The organism is Citrobacter sp. Cpo032, from assembly GCF_030332975.1.
In the GTDB taxonomy this organism is placed as follows: domain Bacteria; phylum Pseudomonadota; class Gammaproteobacteria; order Enterobacterales; family Enterobacteriaceae; genus Citrobacter; species Citrobacter portucalensis.
This window is the reverse complement of sequence record NZ_JAOWGU010000031.1, coordinates 25883-45651: the sequence shown is the minus strand read 5'-3', so window position 1 is coordinate 45651 and position 19769 is coordinate 25883. Positions and strand designations below refer to the sequence as shown.

The 19769-nt window shown below is 52.5% G+C and carries 18 protein-coding genes; 9 read left to right on the top strand and 9 right to left on the bottom strand.

Going from position 1 to position 19769, the window contains the following annotated elements; genetic code table 11:
* The first annotated feature begins 35 nt into the window (after positions 1 to 35).
* Positions 36 to 1316, top strand: coding sequence for an MFS transporter (locus OGY33_RS00930; RefSeq protein WP_003827389.1), 1281 nt, complete (start codon positions 36 to 38; stop codon positions 1314 to 1316).
* A 22-nt stretch (positions 1317 to 1338) separates the two neighbouring features.
* Complete coding sequence (ghrB, locus tag OGY33_RS00925; RefSeq protein ID WP_048227295.1) at positions 1339 to 2313, top strand: glyoxylate/hydroxypyruvate reductase GhrB; 975 nt, start codon at positions 1339 to 1341, stop codon at positions 2311 to 2313.
* Between the two features lie 58 nt (positions 2314 to 2371).
* Here ghrB and OGY33_RS00920 read toward each other — a convergent pair whose 3' ends face one another.
* A complete protein-coding gene (locus OGY33_RS00920; RefSeq protein ID WP_003827386.1) occupies positions 2372 to 3082 on the bottom strand; it encodes a DUF3053 domain-containing protein in 711 nt (236 codons plus the stop codon).
* A 380-nt stretch (positions 3083 to 3462) separates the two neighbouring features.
* Here OGY33_RS00920 and OGY33_RS00915 point away from each other — a divergent pair, with 380 nt between their 5' ends.
* The 3 genes from OGY33_RS00915 (at position 3463) to cueP (ending at position 4971) form a co-directional block, all read left to right on the top strand.
* On the top strand, positions 3463 to 3753 hold the full coding sequence (locus OGY33_RS00915) for an HTH-type transcriptional regulator (protein WP_003827383.1): 291 nt from the start codon (positions 3463 to 3465) through the stop codon (positions 3751 to 3753).
* A gap of 279 nt (positions 3754 to 4032) precedes the next feature.
* On the top strand, positions 4033 to 4245 hold the full coding sequence (cspE, locus tag OGY33_RS00910; RefSeq protein ID WP_000014594.1) for a transcription antiterminator/RNA stability regulator CspE: 213 nt from the start codon (positions 4033 to 4035) through the stop codon (positions 4243 to 4245).
* Between the two features lie 186 nt (positions 4246 to 4431).
* Positions 4432 to 4971 carry a copper-binding periplasmic metallochaperone CueP gene (cueP, locus tag OGY33_RS00905; RefSeq protein WP_032945331.1) on the top strand — a complete coding sequence of 180 codons (540 nt, stop codon included), beginning with the start codon at positions 4432 to 4434 and terminating at the stop codon, positions 4969 to 4971.
* A 66-nt stretch (positions 4972 to 5037) separates the two neighbouring features.
* On the opposite strand, the gene glyS is transcribed toward cueP, so the two are convergent.
* The 3 genes from glyS to OGY33_RS00890 form a co-directional block, all read right to left on the bottom strand.
* Complete coding sequence (glyS, locus tag OGY33_RS00900; RefSeq protein ID WP_008786433.1) at positions 5038 to 7107, bottom strand: glycine--tRNA ligase subunit beta; 2070 nt, start codon at positions 7105 to 7107, stop codon at positions 5038 to 5040.
* A gap of 9 nt (positions 7108 to 7116) precedes the next feature.
* Positions 7117 to 8028 (bottom strand): glycine--tRNA ligase subunit alpha, encoded by a 912-nt coding sequence (gene glyQ / locus OGY33_RS00895; RefSeq protein ID WP_001168551.1) that lies wholly within the window; start codon positions 8026 to 8028, stop codon positions 7117 to 7119.
* Between the two features lie 95 nt (positions 8029 to 8123).
* Positions 8124 to 8432: a YsaB family lipoprotein gene (locus tag OGY33_RS00890; RefSeq protein WP_020996059.1), complete on the bottom strand. Its 309-nt coding sequence runs from the start codon at positions 8430 to 8432 to the stop codon at positions 8124 to 8126.
* A gap of 172 nt (positions 8433 to 8604) precedes the next feature.
* Here OGY33_RS00890 and OGY33_RS00885 point away from each other — a divergent pair, with 172 nt between their 5' ends.
* Complete coding sequence (locus OGY33_RS00885) at positions 8605 to 9600, top strand: acyltransferase (protein ID WP_048216379.1); 996 nt, start codon at positions 8605 to 8607, stop codon at positions 9598 to 9600.
* Here the strand turns inward: OGY33_RS00885 and yiaB are convergent.
* The 3 genes from yiaB to xylA all read right to left on the bottom strand — a co-directional run bounded on the left by yiaB (position 9597) and on the right by xylA (position 12978).
* A complete protein-coding gene (gene yiaB / locus OGY33_RS00880) occupies positions 9597 to 9962 on the bottom strand; it encodes an inner membrane protein YiaB (protein ID WP_048215326.1) in 366 nt (121 codons plus the stop codon). The genes OGY33_RS00885 and yiaB overlap by 4 nt on opposite strands.
* Before the next feature lie 167 nt (positions 9963 to 10129).
* Positions 10130 to 11584: a xylulokinase gene (xylB, locus tag OGY33_RS00875; protein WP_191238030.1), complete on the bottom strand. Its 1455-nt coding sequence runs from the start codon at positions 11582 to 11584 to the stop codon at positions 10130 to 10132.
* 71 nt (positions 11585 to 11655) lie between these two features.
* Complete coding sequence (xylA, locus tag OGY33_RS00870) at positions 11656 to 12978, bottom strand: xylose isomerase (RefSeq protein WP_048236992.1); 1323 nt, start codon at positions 12976 to 12978, stop codon at positions 11656 to 11658.
* 361 nt (positions 12979 to 13339) lie between these two features.
* Here xylA and xylR point away from each other — a divergent pair, with 361 nt between their 5' ends.
* Positions 13340 to 14518, top strand: a complete 1179-nt coding sequence (gene xylR / locus OGY33_RS00865) for a D-xylose utilization transcriptional activator XylR (RefSeq protein WP_003827365.1) — start codon at positions 13340 to 13342, stop codon at positions 14516 to 14518.
* 44 nt (positions 14519 to 14562) lie between these two features.
* Here xylR and OGY33_RS00860 read toward each other — a convergent pair whose 3' ends face one another.
* Positions 14563 to 15387: a protein bax gene (locus OGY33_RS00860; RefSeq protein WP_008786441.1), complete on the bottom strand. Its 825-nt coding sequence runs from the start codon at positions 15385 to 15387 to the stop codon at positions 14563 to 14565.
* 316 nt (positions 15388 to 15703) lie between these two features.
* On the opposite strand from OGY33_RS00860, the gene malS reads away from it, so the two are divergent.
* Positions 15704 to 17734 carry an alpha-amylase gene (malS, locus tag OGY33_RS00855; RefSeq protein WP_191238029.1) on the top strand — a complete coding sequence of 677 codons (2031 nt, stop codon included), beginning with the start codon at positions 15704 to 15706 and terminating at the stop codon, positions 17732 to 17734.
* 176 nt (positions 17735 to 17910) lie between these two features.
* Positions 17911 to 19161, top strand: coding sequence for a valine--pyruvate transaminase (avtA, locus tag OGY33_RS00850; protein ID WP_003837697.1), 1251 nt, complete (start codon positions 17911 to 17913; stop codon positions 19159 to 19161).
* Between the two features lie 34 nt (positions 19162 to 19195).
* Here avtA and OGY33_RS00845 read toward each other — a convergent pair whose 3' ends face one another.
* A complete protein-coding gene (locus tag OGY33_RS00845) occupies positions 19196 to 19669 on the bottom strand; it encodes a 4Fe-4S dicluster domain-containing protein (protein ID WP_048215323.1) in 474 nt (157 codons plus the stop codon).
* Positions 19670 to 19769: the final 100 nt, after the last annotated feature.

Genomic DNA, 19769 nt, shown 5'->3' with positions numbered 1-19769 from the left:
AGAGGCGGCGTATCAGCATAACCAGAGGGCAGTCTATGAATAGCTCAACTAATGCAGCAAAACGCTGGTGGTACATCATGCCAATCGTGTTTATCACGTATAGCCTGGCGTACCTTGATCGCGCGAACTTCAGCTTCGCCTCCGCCGCCGGTATCAACGAAGACCTCGGCATTACCAAGGGGATCTCTTCCCTGCTGGGCGCGCTGTTTTTCCTCGGCTATTTCTTCTTTCAGATCCCGGGCGCAATTTACGCTGAACGACGCAGCGTACGAAAACTGATTTTTGTCTGTCTGATCCTCTGGGGCGCATGCGCGTCGTTAACCGGCATGGTCAGCAATATTCCAATGCTTGCCGCCATCCGCTTTATTCTTGGCGTCGTTGAAGCCGCCGTGATGCCGGCAATGCTGATTTATATCAGCAACTGGTTTACGAAATCTGAACGCTCGCGCGCAAACACTTTCCTGATCCTCGGTAATCCGGTCACCGTTCTGTGGATGTCCGTGGTTTCCGGTTACCTGATTCAGGCGCTGGGCTGGCGAGAAATGTTCATCATCGAGGGCTTCCCGGCCATCATCTGGGCGTTCTGCTGGTGGGTGCTGGTAAAAGACAAACCGTCTCAGGTCGGTTGGCTGTCAGAATCTGAAAAAGCCGCGCTTCAGGCACAACTGGAAAAAGAGCAGCAAGGCATCAAAGCCGTACGTAACTATAGCGAGGCTTTCCGCTCACGTAACGTCATCCTGCTGTGTATGCAGTATTTCGCCTGGAGTATTGGCGTCTATGGTTTTGTCCTGTGGCTGCCGTCGATTATCCGCAACGGCGGTGCAAATCTGGGGATGGTGGAAGTTGGTTGGCTGTCATCCGTACCGTATCTGGCGGCAACGGCGGCGATGATCCTCGTCTCCTGGGCGTCCGATAAGCTGCAAAACCGTAAGCTGTTTGTCTGGCCACTGTTATTAATAGCCGCTTTCGCGTTTATCGGCTCCTGGGCCGTAGGCGCAGACCACTTCTGGATTTCTTACACGCTGTTGGTTATTGCAGGCGCGGCAATGTATGCCCCCTATGGTCCCTTCTTCGCCATCATCCCGGAAATGCTGCCGCGCAACGTCGCCGGTGGGGCAATGGCGCTGATCAACAGTATGGGCGCGCTAGGTTCATTCTTTGGATCATGGTTTGTCGGCTACCTCAATGGCGCTACCGGCAGCCCGTCCGCCTCGTACATTTTTATGGGGGTAGCGCTTTTTGTCTCAGTGTGGCTAACTCTCATTGTTAAGCCTGCTAATAATCAACAGCTACCTATTGGCGCACGCCACGCTTAAATTTTAACTTACGGAGATTCGCATGAAGCCGTCCATTATTCTCTATAAAGCGTTACCTGACGATTTACTGCATCGCCTGGAAGAACATTTTACTGTGACTCAGGTGCCTAACCTGCGCCCGGAAACGGTCGCACAGCACGCCGACGCTTTTGCCAATGCAGAAGGTCTACTGGGCTCCAGTGAAGCCGTCAATACCGCTCTGCTGGAGAAAATGCCCAGGCTGCGTGCGACATCCACGATTTCCGTAGGCTATGACAACTTCGACGTCGATGCCCTCAACGCGCGTAAGGTGCTGTTGATGCACACGCCAACCGTGCTGACGGAAACCGTCGCCGATACGGTAATGGCGCTGGTGTTAAGCACCGCACGCCGCGTAGTGGAAGTTGCCGAACGGGTAAAGGTTGGCGAATGGACCAAAAGTATCGGACCGGACTGGTTTGGTACCGATGTACACCACAAAACGCTGGGGATTGTCGGTATGGGCCGCATTGGGCTGGCGCTGGCACAACGTGCGCATTTCGGCTTTAGCATGCCGATTCTCTATAATGCGCGCCGTCACCATCAGGAAGCAGAAGAACGCTTCAATGCACGTTACTGCGACCTCGATACGCTGTTGCAGGAGTCTGATTTTGTCTGCCTGATCCTGCCGTTAACCGACGAAACGCATCATCTGTTCAGCACCGAGCAGTTTGCAAAAATGAAGTCTTCCGCCATTTTTATTAACGCCGGACGTGGCCCGGTGGTCGATGAAAAAGCGTTGATTGCTGCCCTGCAAAAAGGCGAAATTCATGCCGCTGGCCTGGATGTATTTGAGCAAGAGCCATTATCGGTAGACTCACCGCTACTGTCACTGCCCAACGTGGTGGCCGTACCGCACATTGGTTCAGCCACACACGAAACGCGCTACAACATGGCGGCCTGTGCGGTGGATAACTTAATCGATGCGCTGCAAGGACGCGTTGAGAAGAACTGCGTAAACCCGCAGGTCGCATCATAAACAAAAGGCCGGGTAGCGCTTACGCTCACCCGGCCTTTCATGCATTACCGTATCTTAATTACTGAGCGGCATTCACCGCAGCAGTCCAGGCCTGATTAAATGCCTGATGCTGAGCAGCCAACGGGCCAATCAGCGTATTGTACTGACTTGCCTGCTGTGACGTTGGGAACTGGATACCGTTGGCGACAAAGCTCACCTGTGTATCCTGCTGCGCCACAAAATCACCAACCTGCACCAACTGCTGCGTGAAAATTTGCGCGGCAGGGATCAGCGGCTGTAAGGCCTCTGCTGGTGCAGTAACAACTTTGTTGTACACCTGATCAAAGACCGGCTTCAGATCTTCGCCCTGCTTCAGCGCGCCATGCGCAGCATCTGCCTGTAGTTTCGCATTCTGCAACTGTTGCCCTAATACACCTAGTGCACCATTTGCCTGACGCAGCGGCTCACGCTGAGTCACATAATCCTGAGGAACACGAATCGCATTTACGCTATCAACCACCGGGCGCAGACCGGAGTCCATCGCCTGATTAACCTGCTGCGAATAGCCATACAGAATCGCGTAATCGGACACAAACGGGCCAAACTGTTTTTTCTGATCGGCGGTCAGCGTTGGTAAACGCTCTCCGCTACGCATTGCAGTATTCTGCAGAAAATCGATAAACGCTTTGCGTTGATCGCCTTCTTTATCAAAACACCCACTCAGGCCAACTACCATTAAGAGCGCCAAAACAGGCGCAAACCAGCGAGAGCAGGACTTACCTGTCGCCATTTTAATACTCCTTTCACCCAAAAATGCGCACAACGACACCCGCGTGCCTGACGTTGACAAGGATAGTCCAGGTCAGCCCCGCAAGATACCCTTTCCGCGTAATCTTGTGGGGGAAAATAACCGTTCCCGCCACCGTTCGTTTTGCTAAACAATGCTGCATTTACCACTCGGCGTCATATTTTAGTCATCTTTACAATCGGAATCGATCGTTCGGAGATCCTGACCTTTATCAGTTCGTTAGCCAGCAATAGATTGTCACCTGCGATCCGCTGAAACGAATCCATCACGCAAACCTTAAATCCGGCTTCATTTTTTCCGACTACTCTTAATGAGCTTCGAAGAAATTCACGATCCCGCTGTGTGATTTGTAGGAGTTCTCAATGGAATACAAAGATCCTATGTTTGAACTGCTAAGCAGTCTGGAGCAGATTGTTTTTAAAGATGTATCGCAGACGGTCACTCTGCCGCAAAAAACCAACCCTTTCACCGAATTTGAACAGCTACGACGAGGGACAGGTTTAAAAACAGATGATTTTGCCCGAGTGATGGGCGTGACGGTCGCGATGGTTCATGAATGGGAGTCTAAACGCGTAAAGCCTTCCACTACCGAATTGAAGTTAATGCGCCTGATTCAGGCAGACCCTAGGTTAAGTAAGCAACTGATGGATTGAACTATTTTTCAATTTTGCTCAAGAACGGTCCTGTAACAGGGCCGTTCTCTTACGAAGGTTATCCACAAAAAAGAAAATAGTAGTTGCATCCACATGCGTAAAATGAGTTAATGCCCTCAACGGTTTGACGTACAGACCATTACAGCAGTTAGTAAGGCAAGTCCCTTCAAGAGTTATCGTTGATACCCTTCGTAGTGAGCATTTCCTTTACTGTTAAAAAATCTGTAAAGCACGCCATATCGCCGAAAGGCACACTTATTTTTTAAAAGGTAATACACTATGTCCGGTAAAATGACTGGTATCGTAAAATGGTTCAACGCTGACAAAGGTTTCGGCTTCATCACTCCTGACGATGGCTCTAAAGACGTGTTCGTACACTTCTCTGCTATCCAGAACGATGGCTACAAATCTCTGGACGAAGGTCAGAAAGTTTCCTTCACCATCGAAAGCGGCGCTAAAGGCCCGGCAGCTGGCAACGTAACCAGCCTGTAAGCTTAAAAAGCTCAAAATTCTGAATCCCTGCCAAACGGCGGGGATTTTTTTATCTGTATTTTGTAAGTCTCCCCTCCCCAACGCTTCTTTGCATTACTTTACCCGTCGTCCCTTTGACCTTTCCCTAAGGGCAAGCTTTATAGTGAGCCAGTCTATATTCCACAATTTTCACAAGGAATTGAAGCTATGTCGAAATCCTCACTGCTGCTGATTTTAGGTTTGCTCACCACTGGTACTGCTTTCGCGGCAACGCCGGAAGCTACTTTTCTGGCCGAACACGGGCTTAGCGGGAAATCCGTCGAACAAATCGTAGAGACGATTGATCAATCACCGCAGAGCCGCCCGCTGCCGTACTCAGCGTCCATCACCAGCACCGCGTTGAAGCTCTCTTCGGGCGATCAGGTTTATACCCTGCCGCTCGGTGACAAGTTCTATCTGTCGTTTGCCCCGTATGAATGGCAAACACATCCTTGTTTCAACCACAGCCTTTCTGGCTGCCAGGGCGAAATGCCGGAGAAGACATTCAATGTCAAAGTGACGGATAACAAGGGTGATGTGGTGGTACAAAAAGCGATGAAGAGCGGCCGAAATGGCTTTGTCGGGGTATGGCTACCGCGCAATATGGAAGGCACCATCGCAGTGAGCTACAACGGTAAAACGGCGGAGTATCCTATTAAGACGATGGAAGACAGCCAGACCTGTCTGACAAAATTGCAGTTGCGCTAACAACATAAAAAAATGCCGGATAAGGCGAAGCCACCATCCGGCATTTTCTAAGTCAGCGCAGGGCCATTACTGCAGCAGAGAAATATCAGCCACGCGCAGGAACAGCTCGCGCAGTTTTTCGAGCATAGACAGACGGTTAATACGCAGATCTTTATCTTCTACGTTGACCATCACTTTCTCGAAGAACGCATCAACCGGTTCACGCAGTTCCGCCAACTCAACCAGCGCTTCCTGGTAACGACCGGCAGCGAAGACAGGCTCCAGCTTATCGCGCAGCACAACCACCTGCATCGCCAGCGCAATTTCTTCCGGCTCTTTCAGCGTTGCCGCATTCACGCGGTCATTCAGCGTCTCTTCAGACTTCGCCAGGATGTTCGATACACGCTTGTTCGCGGCAGCCAACGCGGACGCGGCTTCCAGCGTACGGAAGTGCGAAACCGCCTTCATACGTGCGTCAAAATCAGCCGGACGAGTCGGACGACGTGCCAGTACGGCCTGAATGGTGTCGACGGTATAACCTTCGTCCTGATACCAGGCGCGGAAGCGACCGAGCATAAAGTCGATAACGTCATCCACCACGTTGGCGTTGGTCAGCTTGTCACCATACAGACGAACCGCTTCTTCGGTCAGCGTTTGCAGATCCAGATTCAGGTTCTTCTCAACGATAATACGCAGCACACCCAGCGCAGCACGACGCAGCGCAAACGGGTCTTTGTCGCCTTTCGGATGCTGACCGATACCGAAGATACCCGCCAGGGTGTCCATCTTGTCAGCAATCGCCACGGCACAAGCTACCGGGTTCGACGGCAGATCATCACCAGCAAAACGCGGCTGATACTGTTCGTTCAGCGCAACAGCTACATCTTCCGCTTCGCCATCGTGACGCGCATAGTGCATGCCCATCACACCCTGGGTGTCGGTGAATTCGAAGACCATGTTGGTCATCAGATCGCACTTGGACAGCAGGCCAGCACGCGTTGCGTGGTTAACATCAGCGCCAATCTGACCAGCAATCCAGCCCGCCAGCGCCTGAATACGATCAGTCTTGTCGCGCAGCGTACCCAGTTGCTGTTGGAACAGCACGGTTTGCAGACGCGGCAGATGGTCTTCCAGACGTTTTTTACGGTCGGTATTGAAGAAGAACTCGGCATCCGCCAGGCGCGGACGAACGACTTTCTCGTTACCGGAGATAATCTGGATCGGATCTTTCGATTCGATGTTGGCAACGAAGATAAAGTTCGGCAGCAGTTTGCCGTCGTTCGCGTATACCGGGAAGTACTTCTGGTCACCTTTCATGGTGTGTACCAGCGCTTCAGACGGAACAGCGAGGAATTTCTCTTCGAACTTCGCAGTCAGCACTACCGGCCATTCCACCAGCGAGGTAACTTCTTCCAGCAGGCTTTCGCTCAGGTCAGCGTTACCGCCAATCTTACGCGCCGCTTCTTCAGCATCGGCTTTGATTTTCGCTTTACGCTCAGCGTAATCCGCAATTACTTTGCCGCGCTCACGCAGGATTTCCGGGTACTGATCGGCAGAATCGATGGTGAATTCCGGCTCGCCCATAAAGCGGTGCCCGCGGATCACGCGATCGGACTGAATGCCCAGAATCGTTGCCGGAATCACTTTGTCGCCCAGCAGCAGGGTCACGGTGTGAACCGGACGCACGAAGTGGACATCAGACGCGCCCCAGCGCATCAGTTTCGGGATAGGCAGCTTCGCCAGTGACGTGGCGATCATGTTTGGCAGCAGCGTTTCTGCGCTTTCGCCTTTTACATGCGCACGGTACAGCAGCCATTCGCCTTTGTCGGTAGTCAGACGCTCAGCCTGATCAACCGTGATGCCGCAGCCACGTGCCCAACCTTCTGCCGCTTTGCTCGGTTTACCTTCAGCGTCAAACGCCTGGGCAATGGCCGGACCGCGTTTTTCAACTTCGCGATCGGGTTGAGATTCCGCCAGATTCGCGACTTTCAGCGCCAGACGACGCGGCGCGGCGAACCACTCAACGTTACCGTGCGCGATGCCAGCGTTATCCAGCTCCGCGGTAAAGTTTGCAGCAAAGGACTCAGCCAGGCTGCGCAGTGCTTTTGGTGGCAGCTCTTCAGTGCCGATTTCCACCAGAAAAGTTTTCTCAGACATGGCCGCCTCTTATTTGTCTTTGTTGCACATCGGGAAGCCAAGGGCTTCACGGGAAGCGTAGTAAGCTTCTGCCACTGCTTTGGTCAGGGTGCGAATGCGCAGGATATAGCGCTGACGCTCAGTGACGGAGATGGCTTTACGCGCATCCAGCAGGTTGAAGCTATGGGCGGCTTTCAGAATACGTTCATACGCAGGCAGCGGCAGCGGATTTTCCAGCGCCAGCAGCTGCTGCGCTTCTTTCTCGTACTGCTCGAAGCAGGTGAACAGGAAGTCCACGTCGGCGTATTCGAAGTTGTAGGTGGATTGCTCCACTTCGTTCTGATGGAACACGTCGCCGTAAGTGGTTTTACCCAGCGGGCCGTCGCTCCAGACCAGGTCGTAAACGCTGTCTACGCCCTGAATGTACATGGCCAGACGTTCCAGACCGTAAGTAATTTCCCCGGTTACTGGTTTACATTCCAGGCCACCAACCTGCTGGAAGTAGGTGAACTGCGTCACTTCCATGCCGTTCAGCCACACTTCCCAACCCAGACCCCAGGCACCCAGCGTCGGGTTTTCCCAGTTATCTTCCACGAAACGGATATCGTGAATGGTCGGGTCCATACCCAGTTCTTTCAGAGAACCCAGGTACAGCTCCTGAATGTTGTCCGGAGACGGCTTAATCACTACCTGGAACTGATAGTAGTGCTGTAAGCGGTTCGGGTTTTCGCCATAGCGGCCATCGGTCGGACGACGAGAAGGCTGCACATAAGCAGTCGCCATCGGCTCCGGCCCCAGCGCACGCAGGCAGGTCATTGGGTGAGATGTTCCCGCGCCGACTTCCATGTCCAATGGTTGAACGATGGTGCAGCCCTGGCGAGCCCAGTAATCCTGTAAGGTCAGGATCAAGCCCTGGAAGGTCCTGGTATCAAACTTTTGCATATTATTTCGTGCTGGATACGTGTGGATTTAAAGGAAGCGGTCAGTATACCCGCTGGCTGCAAGATATACAGTACGAAACGGGAAAAAGGGGGAACTTAGCGCATGGAAAGGTGCAAAAACTGCCCGTCTGCATCAAAAGAGCAGACAAAACTCTCTTTACGGAAGGTAGAACCACGCATCTCATAGCTGCCCTGGAATTGCTCCAGGCCGGAGATATCAATTTTCTGCGCGCCAGTGTTGTAGCGTTGCGCCGCCTCATTTTTGCACAATGACTCCATATCCAGCGAACGTGTGGCACTGACCTTAACCTTTTGCGCTTTCTGCGCAGGTGCAGACGATTGTGTGTCAGCGCACGCTACCAGCAAAAGGGCAGCGATCGCGGGAAAGAAATACTTCATCATCATTTTATTACCGCCTGGTTTGCTGGTCAGTCTTATTATTAGTGTCTGGAAACAGATCCTATTTTGAGAATCTCATCAGACCATCTCAAGCTTTAGCGTAAGAACTCGGATTATTCCAGTGAGCTACGTTCGCAAAATATCGGTCAGACTTTTTTTAATGGACACAGAGGAACTGATGCAGCCCAAAATTTTCTGGATTGATAACCTGCGCGGGATAGCCTGTTTAATGGTCGTGATGATCCACACCACAACCTGGTACATCACCAATGCGCAAAGCGTCAGCCCGTTGAATTGGGATCTGGCTAACGTGCTCAATTCAGCTTCTCGCGTCAGCGTTCCGCTGTTCTTTATGATTTCGGGCTATCTGTTTTTTGGTGAGCGTAGCGCCAAACCGCGCCATTTCCTGCGCATCGCGCTTTGCATTCTGTTTTACAGCAGCGTGGCGCTGGCCTATATCCTGCTGTTTACCTCGATCAACGCTGAGCTGTCGCTGAAGAACCTGCTGCAAAAGCCGGTGTTCTATCACCTGTGGTTTTTCTTCGCGATCGCCGTCATCTACCTGGTTTCTCCGCTGATACAGGTGAAAAATATCAGCGGCAAGATGCTACTGGCGCTCATGGTTGTCATTGGGGTGATTGCCAATCCCAACACCGTCTCGCAAAAAATCGGCGGCTTTGAGTGGCTCCCAGTCAACCTGTACATCAGTGGCGATACTTTCTATTACATCCTGTACGGCATGCTGGGCCGGGCGATTGGCATGATGGATACGCAAAAGCGTGCGCTCAGCTGGCTCTGTGCGGCATTATTCATTACCGCAGTATTTATTATTTCTCGTGGCACATTGCATGAACTGCGCTGGCGAGGCAATTTTGCCGACACCTGGTACCTCTACTGCGGCCCAGCGGTATTTATTTGCGCCGCCTCGCTCCTGACGCTGGTCAAAAATACGCTCAGCGCACGTACTCTGCCGCTACTGGGCCTTATTTCTCGCCATTCATTGGGCATTTATGGCTTTCATGCGCTGATCATTCACGCACTACGTACCAACGGAATTGAACTCAAAAACTGGCCACCGCTGGATATACTATGGATTTTCAGCGCCACGCTGGCGGGTAGCCTGCTGTTGTCCATACTCTTGCAGCGTATCGATACGCGCAGGTTGGTGAGTTAAGACTCACCCTTTTGTTCATTCGGCCCTGGACGCAGGAGTAAAACTTGTCCGGCCAAACACACGAAGAATGCTGCCGGGTATAACCCTATTTCGAAGGGCGCCAACGGGGCATTCCACACCCCCACCAGCAACAGCCCTGCCGTGATGAGCGCCACCATCTGACATACGGAAGCGAAGCGTTCATCGTTTTGATTGAGATTTACTGCGCGCTGATAGGCATACGTTACGAACATCCCCGTCATCAGCGCCCCCAAAAAATACCCCTTGCCGCTCAATAACGGGCATGCGCGCCATAAACCGATACTGTAAGTCAGTATGCCTGAGAGGAATAATATCCATGGCAACAGCCTGGTTGTCTTCATTGGGATCTCCTTATCCATCATGGATACAATATGAATAACCCGCTAAAGACAACACAGAAAAAAGCGACTACACAGGACTTTCAGAATACATCCATACGTGTAAATTATTATTTTCGTGGATATATATATGCGGCAAATTCCCCTCTGCTAGCCAGAGGGGAAAGTGGTCAGGACATCAGCGGTTGTAATTGCTGATAGATACGACGGAAAGTTTCTCGACGCTGTTGATAACGAGCATGACGCTCCGCGTCAGGATAATGCGCCTGCTCCAGCGTAAGCTGAGGCAGTAACTCTGATAACGACGTTTGCAGATTCATGGCAACTTGCGCCAGGCGCGCCGCGCCGAGTGCAGGACCAACGTCACCGCCGGTACGGTAATCCAGCTGCAATCCGCTGATGTCAGATAGCATCTGACGCCAGTATTCACTACGCGCCCCACCGCCGATCAGCGTAATGCTGGCGGGCTGAACGCCACAGGCATGTACCACGTCCATACCGTCAGCCAGCGCAAACCCCACACCTTCCAGCACCGCCTGTGCCAGTTCTGCCGGACCATGCTGATGCGTCAGACCGAAAAATACGCCCTTGGCCTGCGGATTGTTGTGCGGCGTACGCTCGCCGGACAAATAAGGTAAAAACCAGACCGGCTCCGCGTGTTCATCCGCCTGTTGCGCAGCGTCAATCAACGCAGGAACGCTCGCCAGTCCGGTTAATTTTGCCGCCCAGTCCAGACACGATGCCGCACTTAACATTACAGACATCAGATGCCATCGCTCAGGCAAAGCATGGCAAAAACTGTGAACCGCACTTTCCGGTTTGCTAAGGAAACCATCACTCACTGCAAAATAGACGCCGGATGTCCCCAGCGAAAGCATCGCCTGACCGGCATTCATCATGCCTACGCCAACCGCGCCCGCCGCGTTATCACCACCTCCGGCAACAACCGCAACCTCCTGCATTCCCCAGGCTTTAGCGACGTCTGGCAATAAGGTTCCGGTAATCTCGCTGCCTTCATAGAGCGCAGGCATATGTGCGCGAGTCAGTTTACAGGCAGCCAGCATGACATCGCTCCAGTCACGCTTCGCGACATCCAGCCACATTGTCCCTGCCGCATCAGACATATCGCTGGCAAAATCACCGGTCATGCGCAAACGCAGGTAATCTTTCGGCAGCAGGACTTTATCAATCTGGTTGAAAATCTCCGGCTCGTGGCGTTGCACCCACAGCAGTTTTGGCGCGGTAAAGCCAGGCATCATCAGGTTGCCGGTGATGGCACGAGACTGCGGAACCTGACTCTCCAGCATCTCGCACTCTTCAGCACAGCGACCGTCGTTCCATAAGATAGCCGGACGCAATACCTTCTGTTGTTCATCCAGTAGCGTCGCGCCGTGCATCTGCCCGGCAATCCCCAACGCTTTCACCTCGCGGAGTGAATGCTGCTGACCCAGTGCTTTTACCGCGCGATCCGTTGCCAGCCACCACTGCTCAGGGTCTTGTTCTGACCATAACGGGTGCGGGCGCGAGACGGTGAGTTTCTCCGTTTTTGAAGCCACCACATCGCCCTGCTCATTGAGCAGAATGGCCTTTACGCCTGATGTGCCAAGATCTATCCCGATATACATAAGGCATCGTTCCTTAAAGAAAGGCCCGGTAGCGCTAGCTGACCGGGCTTACGGACGTTCTCAGAGACCCGTTATTTGTCGAACAAATAATGGTTTACCAGATTTTCCAGCAATTCCTGATGACCGCTCTGGTGCACTGGCGCCAGATTGTGTTGTTCAGCGTACTGCGCAATTTCTGTCAGCGTCATCTGGCCTTTCAGAATTTGCTGGCCCAGCTCACCATTCCAACCGGCATAACGTTTAGCCACACGCTGATCCAGACCACCGTCTTCAATCATACGGGCCGCAATTTTCAGGGACAGCGCCATGGTATCCATCGCGCCAATATGACCATAGAACAGATCGTATTTATCGGTACTCTGACGACGTACTTTGGCATCAAAGTTCAGGCCGCCGGTAGTGAAGCCGCCCGCTTTCAGGATTTCGTACATCACCAGCGCATTCTCTTCTACGCTGTTCGGGAACTGGTCTGTATCCCAGCCCAGCTGTGCGTCGCCGCGGTTGGCATCGACAGAGCCAAACAGACCCAGCGCGATAGCAGTGGCGATTTCGTGATGGAACGAATGGCCTGCAAGCGTAGCGTGGTTGGCTTCGATATTCAGTTTGATCTCTTTTTCCAGACCGAACTGCTTGAGGAATCCGTACACGGTCGCCGCATCGTAGTCGTACTGGTGCTTGGTCGGTTCCTGCGGTTTCGGCTCGATAAGCAAAGTGCCCTGGAAACCGATTTTGTGTTTGTGTTCCACGACTAATTGCATGAAACGACCAATCTGCTCACGTTCCTGACGCAGATCGGTATTCAGCAGTGTTTCATAACCTTCACGGCCGCCCCACAGAACGTAGTTTTCACCACCTAACTTGTGCGTGGCATCCATGGCCGTAACCACCTGCGTGGCGGCCCAGCTGAACACTTCTGGATCTGGGTTTGTGGCCGCACCCGCACCGTAGCGTGGGTTAGTGAAGCAGTTTGCTGTACCCCACAGCAGCTTCACGCCGCTCTGTTCCTGTTTTGCCGCCAGCACATCAACCATCTGCGCAAAGTTGTTTTTGTACTCTTTCAAAGACGCGCCTTCCGGCGAAACATCCACGTCATGGAAGCAGTAGTAAGGCACGTTCAGCTTGTGGAAAAACTCAAATGCCACATCCGCTTTGCGTTTCGCCAGTGCCAGAGCTTCACCAGGCTGCTGCCATGGACGATCGAAAGCGCCCATACCGAACATATCCGCCCCGTTCCAGCAGAAGGTATGCCAGTAGCAGGCCGCAAAACGCAGATGATCTTCCATGCGCTTGCCCAATACGATTTCGTCAGGGTTGTAATGGCGAAATGCGAGCGGGTTGGTGGATTGAGTGCCTTCGAAACGAACACGATCGAGTTGGTCAAAATAAGCCGGCATAATAAGCTCCATAATCAGGTAATACGGCAAGTAAACTGCGATATGGCTATACTGGAATTTCCTGATTTATTGCTCAATTACGTTATTTCACACCGCCATTAAGAGAATACCCAAACGTGCGCTGGCTCCCAAAAAAACGCGCTAAATAAAGAAATAAAAAAGCGATCGCGATCGAAGGTTAGTCATTAAACAAAAAACCGTAATGCGCAGATAAAAAATGACAATTGTCATCCCGCGACCAGTATGTAAATTTTGCGTAGCCTCAGGCAATCAGGAATTTTGTCACGCTTCATCAAGCAGTCGTACCTGCGGTTTTGCTAGTATCGACAGGCCCACGTTAACCTTTCCAGGACAGGTTCTTATGTTTGATAAACGTCACCGCATCACTCTGCTATTTAATGCCAATAAAGCCTACGACCGCCAGGTGGTAGAAGGTGTGGGTGAATATTTACAGGCATCGCAATCCGAGTGGGATATATTCATTGAGGAAGATTTCCGCGCCCGTATCGATAATATTAAAGACTGGTTAGGCGACGGCGTTATTGCTGATTATGACGATGATGATATTGCGCAATTACTTGCCGATGTTGAAGTTCCCATCATCGGCGTTGGAGGCTCCTACCATCTGGAGCAAGATTATCCACCGGTACATTACATCGCCACCGACAACCATGCGTTGGTAGAAAGCGCTTTCCTGCACCTGAAGGAAAAAGGGGTTAACCGCTTTGCATTCTATGGTCTGCCATCGTCAAGCGGCAAACGCTGGGCCGCGGAACGTGAATATGCGTTTTGCCAGTTGGTTGCCAAAGAGAAGTACCGCGGCGTTGTCTATCAGGGGCTGGAAACCGCACCGGAAAACTGGCAGCACGCGCAAAATCGTCTGGCGGACTGGCTACAAACACTACCGCCGCAAACCGGTATTATCGCCGTTACCGATGCACGGGCACGACACGTCCTGCAAGTTTGCGAACACCTGCATATTCCGGTTCCGGAAAAGCTGTGTGTGATTGGGATCGACAACGAAGAACTGACCCGCTATCTGTCGCGGGTGGCGCTTTCATCCGTGGCTCAGGGAGCCAGGCAGATGGGGTATCAGGCCGCTAAGCTCTTACATCGTTTACTGGCAAATGAAGAGCTGCCGCTGCAACGTACACTGGTTCCTCCGGTGCGCGTCATTGAACGCCGCTCAACCGACTATCGTTCATTAACCGATCCGGCGGTGATTCAGGCGATGCACTTTATCCGCAACCATGCCTGTAAAGGTATTAAGGTTGAACAAGTGCTGGATTCAGTGGGGATTTCTCGTTCGAATCTGGAGAAGCGTTTTAAAGAAGAAGTTGGAGAGACTATCCACGCCGTGATTCATGCCGAAAAGCTGGAAAAAGCGCGCAGCCTGTTGATATCTACCACGCTTTCAATCAACGAAATCTCACAGATGTGCGGCTATCCGTCTCTGCAATACTTTTATTCGGTCTTTAAGAAAGAGTATGACACGACGCCCAAAGAGTATCGCGATGTGAACAGCGAAGTGTTGCTGTGAGGATTATTGCCGGATGCGGCGAAGCCGCCATCCGGCACACAGAATTACATATGCGCGGCGATTAAACGCTGGTTATCCTGATACATTGCGAACAGATAGTTGTTGTAGCTCTGTCCTTTAGTGGAATAACCCTTCAGCTTATGAATCATCGCGGTAGCGGTGACTTCCTGATCGGCTTTACGCAGCTGCGCACGTGACTTACGGAATGAAGAGTAAGCCGGATGCGTGTTCAGGTTGATGACGTAAGCATTCACCGACTCTTTCACAGATTCAAACTGTGAGTAGCCTTTCACCTTACCCGGGGCATTGTTACAACGACCTTTGCCACATTTCATGCCAAACAGGTTGTTGTTGCTACGCGCCAGCTTCGACGTACCCCAGCCACTTTCAGCCGCAGCCATGGTTGCCACCATACTGGTCGGGATAATGTCTACGCGCTCAAGCAGCGTATTCCATGGGATTTTACGCGTGTTGCCAGACCAGCTCACCTTGTAGCGCTTCGCGATGTCTTTCATACGCGTACGCTCAGTCGGTGACCAGCGGTTCTGGTACTGTTTTGAAATCAGCCAGTTACGATCCGCCGTAATGGCAGCATTTTGACTGGTAATATAAGGCATAACCGTCCGGAGAAACGCTTTTTTCCTTGGTGTTCCGGAAGGGTATTTTCGCAAATCAGGAAGTGAACTACTCTTTGCACTATTGCGAGAATACTCTTGTTTACTGCTTACCTGTGTATTACTTGTCTTGATTACCTGGGGCTTGTGACTCGTTGTCGCCGTGTGTGTCTTTGCCAGCACCTCACCCGAAAATGCAACGGTGAGTAACATAAGAATCATTGCCCCATATCGTCGAATGGGAGTCAATATCATTAGGTCTCCTGGTCGGATTTATACATTCCAACACCTTATATTTTTCACAAAAATGAGAGATGAATCTCAAATCATATCAAAAATAGCCGTCAAGAGCACCCAAAGGAATAGTCCAATTCTGAAACTATGTCACGCATTAACGGTTCAGGGTGCTATTAATTCGAAGAAAATGTGGAGGTTATCGCAAAATAAGTTCATTTTTTGCGCGCGATCGCTCACCCTCACTTCTCCTCCTGGCGGAATCGACTCAAAGGAGGAGTTTCCGGCCTGATTTCACTGGCAAACTGGCGAAAATCGCAGCACCAAGGACAGCATTATGAAACTTGCCGCCGTTGCGCTGGCGCTCATGCCCGGCATTGCCATCGCCTCATCATGGACTTCTCAGGGACTCCCCATCTTCGAAGCGGAAGGTACGGGTAAATTCGTCAGCCATGCAGCGTTGACGAAGGGTACGCGTCCTTTAATCCTAAATTTTGACCAACAGTGCTGGCAGCCTGCTGATGCGATAAAACTCAACCAGATGCTGTCGCTAAAACCGTGTGAAGGCGCCCCGCCGCAATGGCGCTTATTCAAAGACGGCGATTACACGCTGGAAGTGGATACCCGCTCCGGAACGCCAACGTTGATGCTCTCGGTAAAAAGCGCCGCAGACCCTGTCACGACCCAGATTCGCCAGTGCCCGAAATGGGATGGTTCGCCGTTAACACTGGATGTGAGCCAGACCTTTCCGGAAGGTGCCGTGGTGCGCGATTTCTACAGCCAGAAAACGGCAACGGTAAAAAATGGGACAATTACCCTACAGCCTGCCGCAGCCAGTAACGGACTGTTGCTGCTGGAACGGGCGGAAACCGATGCCCCGGCCGCTTTCGACTGGCATAACGCTACGGTGTATTTCGTCCTGACAGACCGCTTTGTAAATGGTGACCCAAGCAACGACCACAGCTACGGGCGTCGCAACGACGGCATGCAGGAAATTGGTACTTTCCACGGCGGCGATTTGCGCGGGCTCGCCAGCAAACTCGACTATCTACAACAGTTAGGCATCAACGCCCTGTGGATCAGCGCGCCGTTTGAGCAAATTCACGGCTGGGTCGGCGGTGGCACCAAAGGTGATTTCCCCCATTATGCTTACCACGGCTATTACACTCAGGACTGGACCACCCTCGACGCGAATATGGGTAATGAAGCTGACCTGCGTGCGCTGGTTGACGGCGCGCACCAGCGCGGCATTCGCATCCTGTTTGATGTCGTCATGAATCATACCGGCTACGCCACGCTGGCGGATATGCAGGAGTATCAGTTTGGGGCCCTGTACTTGTCGGGCGATGAACTGAAAAACACGCTCGGTGAACGCTGGACGGACTGGAAGCCAGCCGCCGGGCAAAGCTGGCACAGCTTTAATGATTACATCAACTTCAGCGATAAAGCAGGCTGGGAAAAATGGTGGGGGAAAAACTGGATCCGAACCGATATTGGCGATTACGACAATCCGGGTTTTGACGACCTGACCATGTCACTGGCTTTCCTGCCCGATCTGAAAACCGAATCCACCACGCCTTCCGGGCTGCCAAACTTTTATCTACACAAACCAGATACGCACGCTAAAGCTATTGCTGGTTACACGCCCCGAGATTATCTGACCCACTGGCTCAGCCAGTGGGTGCGTGATTACGGGATTGACGGGTTTCGGGTCGATACCGCCAAACACGTCGAACTTCCCGCCTGGCAGCAGTTAAAAACACAGGCCAGCGCGGCGCTGGTTGAATGGAAGAAAGCGAACCCGGATAAAGCGCTGGATGACAAACCTTTCTGGATGACCGGCGAGGCCTGGGGTCACGGCGTGATGCAAAGCGACTATTACCTTCACGGCTTTGATGCGATGATCAATTTCGACTATCAGGAGCAGGCGGCAAAGGCCGTCGATTGTCTGGCAAATATGGATGTCACCTGGCAACAAATGGCTGAAAAACTACAGGATTTCAACGTCCTGAGCTATCTTTCCTCGCACGATACGCGCCTGTTCCGCGAAGGTGGAGACAAAGCCGCCGAGCTATTGCTGCTGGCGCCAGGCGCGGTACAACTCTTTTACGGCGACGAGTCGGCCCGGCCCTTTGGACCAACAGGTTCAGACCCATTGCAGGGTACGCGCTCAGAAATGAACTGGCCGGATGTGGCCGGGAAATCTGCCGCCAGCGTCACTCATTGGCAGCGCATCAGTCAGTTCCGGGCCAGACATCCCGCCATCGGTGCTGGTAAACAGACCACGCTGACATTGAAGCAGGGATACGGATTTATCCGCGAGCATGGCGACGATAAGGTAATGGTGGTGTGGGCCGGTCAGCCCTGATCCCAACAGGCTTCTCGCTGTGCATACAGCGGGAAGCCCAACACAAAATAAAAAACCAGCCAGGCAAACATCTGTAGCACAAAACATCAATCCAGCCCGCTCCCCCTGATTTGCACCCTGCCATAGGTAGCGCTATGGTTAGCCACTTTACTACTCAGTTCGACAGACCCCCTGCTATGACATTCTCACTTTTTGGCGACAAATTTACCCGCCATTCAGGCATCACCCGCCTGATGGAGGACCTCAACGACGGTTTACGCACCCCAGGCGCCATCATGCTCGGCGGTGGTAATCCGGCGCAAATTCCAGAGATGCAAAATTACTTCCAGTCTCTGCTGACAGATATGCTGGCAAACGGCAAAGCCACTGATGCGCTTTGTAATTATGACGGTCCGCAAGGGAAAACCGAGCTACTGTCTGAACTGGCGAAACTGCTACGTGAGAAGCAGGGTTGGGATATCGAGCCACAAAATATTGCACTGACAAATGGCAGTCAGAGCGCGTTTTTCTACTTATTCAATTTGTTCGCCGGACGCCGCGCTGACGGAACAACGCAAAAAGTGTTATTCCCGTTAGCGCCGGAATACATTGGCTATGCAGATTCAGGGCTAGAAGAAGATCTCTTCGTCTCAGCACGTCCGAACATTGAGCTGCTACCGGAAGGCCAGTTTAAGTATCACGTTGATTTTGAACACCTGCACATCGGTGAAGAGACAGGGATGATCTGCGTATCGCGCCCCACTAACCCGACAGGCAACGTGATCACCGACGACGAGCTGATGAAGCTGGACCGGCTGGCCAACCAGCATGGGATCCCGCTGGTGATTGATAACGCCTATGGCGTACCATTCCCAGGCATTATCTTTAGCGAAGCACGCCCGTTGTGGAACCCCAACATTGTGTTGTGCATGAGCCTTTCCAAGCTGGGTCTGCCAGGTTCCCGCTGCGGTATCATTATCGCGAATGAAAAAATCATCACTGCGATTACCAATATGAACGGCATCATCAGCCTTGCACCTGGCGGGATGGGACCGGCGATGATGTGCGAGATGATTAAACGTAACGATCTGCTGCGTCTGTCCGAAACGGTTATCAAGCCGTTTTACTATCAGCGCGTTCAGGAGACGATTGCGATTATTCGCCGCTACTTGTCTGAAGATCGCTGCCTTATCCATAAACCTGAAGGCGCGATTTTCCTGTGGCTATGGTTCAAAGATTTACCGATCACCACAGAACTGTTGTATCAGCGCCTGAAAGCGCGCGGCGTACTGATGGTTCCTGGTGACTACTTCTTCCCGGGGCTGGATAAACCCTGGCCGCATACCCATCAGTGCATGCGGATGAACTACGTGCCAGAGCCGGAGAAAATCGAAGCTGGCGTGAAGATTCTGGCGGAAGAGATCGAACGCGCCTGGCTGGAAGGCTAACGCAAACCCGACCCAAGTGCGGGTCGGGCTCACTTCACAGCGGCTGTGAACGCAGGCGCTGTCGCTGAATGCTGACGGCATCAATACACTGCAACGCGCTGGTCGGGCAGGCCTCGACACACGCGGGCCCCGTCTCGCGATGCCAGCACAAATCGCATTTTATCGCCTGCACCCGCGACGAACGGGCAACGACATTCATTGCCCCAAACGGGCAGGCCAGCATACAGCTTTTACAACCAATACAACGTGCCTGTTCAACGAAGATATGCCCATGTTCACGACGAATGGCGTGAGTTGGACAAACATTCGCACAGGGAGCGTCTTCGCATTGATGGCAGGCGACCGCCGTGGTAAAGGCGTCGTCTTTGATGACCCGAATCCGCGGTATAAACGCAGAAGAAGAGACCGAAGCACAGTCCTGGTTTTGCTGATGCGCGACAACGCAGGCAACTTCGCAGGTACGACACCCAATACATTTTGCCGCATCCGCCATAATAAACGCGTTCATTGCCCCCTCCCTCTGCGTGAAAACCACAGAGTGCCAGAGAGACCGCCCCTGGCGCTTTGATCGGACAGGGGAAACGGTTAAATTTTGTCAGGTGACTGAA